Origin of the sequence: Aphanizomenon sp. CS-733/32 (assembly GCF_028330045.1) — a bacterium.
Lineage (GTDB): Bacteria > Cyanobacteriota > Cyanobacteriia > Cyanobacteriales > Nostocaceae > Dolichospermum > Dolichospermum gracile.
Genome location: NZ_JAQMSE010000186.1, coordinates 1 through 4,116, shown reverse-complemented (window position 1 = coordinate 4,116; position 4,116 = coordinate 1). Strand labels below are relative to the sequence as shown.

Genomic DNA, 4,116 nt, shown 5'->3' with positions numbered 1-4,116 from the left:
TTTTCCTATTTTTAGATTTGGATGATTAGAAAATATTATATTTACTCAAATTACTTCATATAATTAATTATGTTTTCACTTACAAGCATTGCTAATTGATTCTTGGTCTGGCTTAAATACGACTTTTTCAGCAAGCCCTAATTACTTATCTGGTGCAGAAGATGAGATAATTAAACAGATGTCTCCTTACCGTTAGTCTTTTTTTTACTATATAAGGGTTTAAGAATTGAACGCTGATGAATGCAAATAAACGCAGATGCACATAAAGATTTTAATATTAACTCTGTTCTTCTTTTCTTTCTTCGTGTCTTTGTGGTTCATTTAATTCGTAATTTTCCGACTCAAAGGGAATTTTCATGAGTTTTGCAGCTTCTTGTAATAGTGCTTTTTGTTCATTGTGAATAACTTCTAAACGCTGGGAAATTTCGGCTAACCTTTGTTGTTTACTGTGAGTTTTTCTAATTGGGAAAATTCCGAATCTAGCAAATTTTATCCAAAGAGATTTTAATATTTTTTGGAATAATATAAAAGGAATTTTAAAAATTGACCAACTAGCCGTTTCTATAATTTTAACAATTGCTTTGATAATACTCCAAAGTACAGCAATTGTAAATAATAAAATTATTACCCCTCGCACAGGATGATTTATTCCCCATGTGAATATTTCTAATATTTGGAAAAACCAGGGATATTGTGATAAGAAATCATGAATAGTAGTATTAATACTTTTTTGGATTACTTCTGATGTATTGTCAGTAATTTTCTCGACATTTTGCCAATGATTTTCTAAATAAGCTTTAGTGTTATCTGTTGTTTGTGTGGCTTTTTGTTGTACAGATTGGGTGAAATTATAAACACCATTTTTTACTATTTGCCAATGTTGGGTAACTTTGTCTGGTAAGGTTGGATTTAGCTGCATAGGCTTGAAAATATTCAAGATAACGATAGCGAAGCGTGGCGTTAGCCATACCACAGAGGCGCAGAGGACACGGAGAGTAAGAAGGAAGAGATGCTATTTTCAAAATTAATTTTATTCAATTACCCAACTTCTTTAAGAAGTCGGGTATCTGGTATAATTCTAATTAGCAAACAGGTCTAAATCTGTGACTGCACCTACACTGCTGGAAGATACCAGTTTGGCATATTTGGCCAGTACGCCTTTGGTATATCTGGGTGGTAGTGGTTGCCAATTGGCGCGACGGGTGGCTAATTCTGCATCTGATATATTCAGTTGCAACAGACGATTATGGGCATCTATGGTAATGCTATCACCTTCTTCTACTAGGGCGATCGCACCACCTACAGCCGCTTCTGGGGCAACGTGGCCAACTACCATGCCGTAAGTACCACCGGAGAAACGTCCGTCGGTAATTAAGCCTACGGAGTCTCCTAAACCAGCACCAATAATGGCGGAGGTGGGGGCTAACATTTCCCGCATACCAGGACCGCCTTTGGGTCCTTCGTAACGGATTACAATGACATCACCGGCTGTGATTTTTCCAGCGAGGATGGCATCTAAACAGGATTCTTCTGATTCAAATACTCTGGCTGGTCCGGTAATGACGGGCTTTTTGACTCCAGTAATTTTGGCTACTGCCCCTTCCGTGGCCAGGTTGCCTTTGAGAATGGCTAGGTGTCCTTGGGCATACATGGGGTTATTCCAGGGGCGAATTACGTCTTGGTCTGGACGTGGTTCGGCGGGGATGTCTGCTAATACTTCGGCGACGGTTTGCCCGGAAATAGTGATACAGTCTCCATGGAGTAAGTCATGGACTAGAAGCATTTTCATGACTTGGGGAATGCCGCCGGCTTTGTGTAGGTCTGTGGCTACATATCTACCACTGGGTTTTAAATCACAGATGACGGGAACTCGACCGCGAATGGTTTCAAAGTCGTCTATGGTTAATTCTACACCAGCAGCGCGAGCGATCGCTAGAAAATGCAATACGGCATTGGTTGAACCACCTACGGCCATAATTACAGATATGGCGTTTTCTATAGATTTCCGGGTGATGATTGTCCGGGGTAATATCTGCTTGCGAATGGCTTCGACGAGGACAACGGCTGATTGTTCCGTACTGTCGGCTTTTTCTGGGTCTTCGGCAGCCATTGTCGAGGAATAGGGTAAACTCATGCCCATTGCTTCAAATGCTGAAGACATGGTATTGGCTGTAAACATCCCACCACATGACCCTGCACCGGGACAAGCACCCCGTTCAACGGACAACAGTTCATTTTCGTCAATTTTGCCAGCGCTGTATTGACCAACGGCTTCAAAGGAACTGACAACGGTTAAGTCTTTACCCTCATAATGTCCGGGTTTGATTGTTCCACCATAGACAAAGATAGCAGGGATATTCATCCGCGCCATTGCTAACATTGCCCCAGGCATATTTTTATCACAACCACCAATTGCTAATACACCGTCCATACTTTGGGCGCTACAGGCTGTTTCAATGGAATCAGCAATGACTTCCCGCGATACTAGGGAGTATTTCATCCCTTCTGTTCCCATGGAAATCCCGTCACTGACAGTAATTGTCCCGAAAATTTGGGGCATGGCACCGGCGGTTTTGACTGCGGCTTCTGCCCTTTGTGCCAGTTTATTAATCCCCATGTTACAAGGGGTGATGGTGCTGTAACCGTTGGCTATACCGACTATGGCTTTGTTAAAGTCTTCATCTTGGAAACCTACAGCCCGCAGCATGGCACGATTAGGCGATCGCTGCACCCCTTGTGTGATAACTTTACTTTTAAGATTTTTCGACATCTATGTTTTTTCCTTCTGTACCAAAATCGCTTAGTCGTCAGTTTCCCTTATACCAAATTAAGATGTAGCTGCATAGAATCAGATTTTTGGATTCATTAAACGCTGATAAACGCTGATAAACGCAGATAAAGACGGATGAATTAAATAAATCCTGTACATCCTTTAATCCTGAAAATCCTGATTCAGACAAAAAAATCCTGAAAATCCCATAATCCCGAAAATCCTGATTCAGACAAAAACACCTTTATATTTAGGATTAAATACCTTTTTAAACTGAAGACTAACAGCACCAAAATTAATCAGCAACCCCACAGGGAAATCATAAGCGACAACATAATTTTTCACCTGTGATAAATGCACATCCTCCAAATTGATCAGCGCCTTCAACTCCACAATAACCTGGTCTTCCACCAGAAAATCTGCCCTGCGCGTACCCACATCAATGCCATCATAATAAATAACTTGTTCCACCTCCCGACCAAAATTCAAACCCGCCCTTTTCAACTCAATTTCCAAACATCTTTGATAAATAACCTCCTGAAAACCATTACCCAGAGTATTATGTACCTTCATCGCACAACCATTAACCCTATATGTTATCTCATCCAACTTCATATAAATCCTCCACATCCTTAAAATCCAAAAAATCCCAACTCAAACCAAAAAATAAATCCTGAAAATCCCATAATCCTGAAAATCCTGATTCAGACAATTAAAATCCCTTCTTAGCAAACTCCTTTGCCTTTGCTTGAGGGTCAAATTGTAAATTCTTATCCCATTCTTTCGCTTGGCGGAAATTAGCTAAAGCCCCATTTATATCATCATTTTTTGCTAAGTTCTCACCTTGGATAACTAACACCGTCGCTGCTAATAATAACCGAGATGGAGTTTGGCAATCCTTTAATTCTGCCAACACTTGAGGATTACCAATCAAATAATTATTCAGCAAATTGCAACCATTGGTGACTAAATTATCTAAATCCAAATCCCATAAAATGATCGTCTTGTCTTCACTCCCAGAAGCCAATTGTTTGCCGTCGGGGCTAAATCCCACACTAATGACATAACCCTCATGACCTTTGAGGGTATTCAGGACTTTCCCTGTGGTCACGTCCCAGATTTTAATCGTGTTGTCACCACTCCCAGAAGCCAATTGTTTGCCGTCGGGGCTAAATCCCACACTAATGACCCCACTCTCATGACCTTTCAGGGTATTCAGGACTTTCCCTGTGGTCACGTCCCAGATTTTGATCGTCTTGTCATTACTCCCAGAAGCCAATTGTTTGCCGTCGGGGCTAAATCCCACACTAATGACCCCACTCTCATGACCTTTCAGGGTATTCAGG

General features: G+C 41.1%; 4 protein-coding genes. All 4 read right to left on the bottom strand.

The features are described 5' to 3' along the window. Window positions 1–277: 277 nt before the first annotated feature. Window positions 278–919 carry a hypothetical protein gene (locus PN471_RS15115; protein ID WP_271777558.1) on the bottom strand — a complete coding sequence of 214 codons (642 nt, stop codon included), beginning with the start codon at window positions 917–919 and terminating at the stop codon, window positions 278–280. Window positions 920–1,078: 159 nt separating this feature from the next. Then, window positions 1,079–2,770: a dihydroxy-acid dehydratase gene (gene ilvD / locus PN471_RS15110; protein ID WP_271777557.1), complete on the bottom strand. Its 1,692-nt coding sequence runs from the start codon at window positions 2,768–2,770 to the stop codon at window positions 1,079–1,081. A 228-nt stretch (window positions 2,771–2,998) separates the two neighbouring features. Then, window positions 2,999–3,385 (bottom strand): GxxExxY protein, encoded by a 387-nt coding sequence (locus PN471_RS15105; protein WP_193892491.1) that lies wholly within the window; start codon window positions 3,383–3,385, stop codon window positions 2,999–3,001. A 97-nt stretch (window positions 3,386–3,482) separates the two neighbouring features. Continuing rightward, a partial coding sequence (locus PN471_RS15100) for a WD40 repeat domain-containing protein (protein WP_271777556.1) occupies window positions 3,483–4,116 on the bottom strand: 634 nt, incomplete at its 5' end.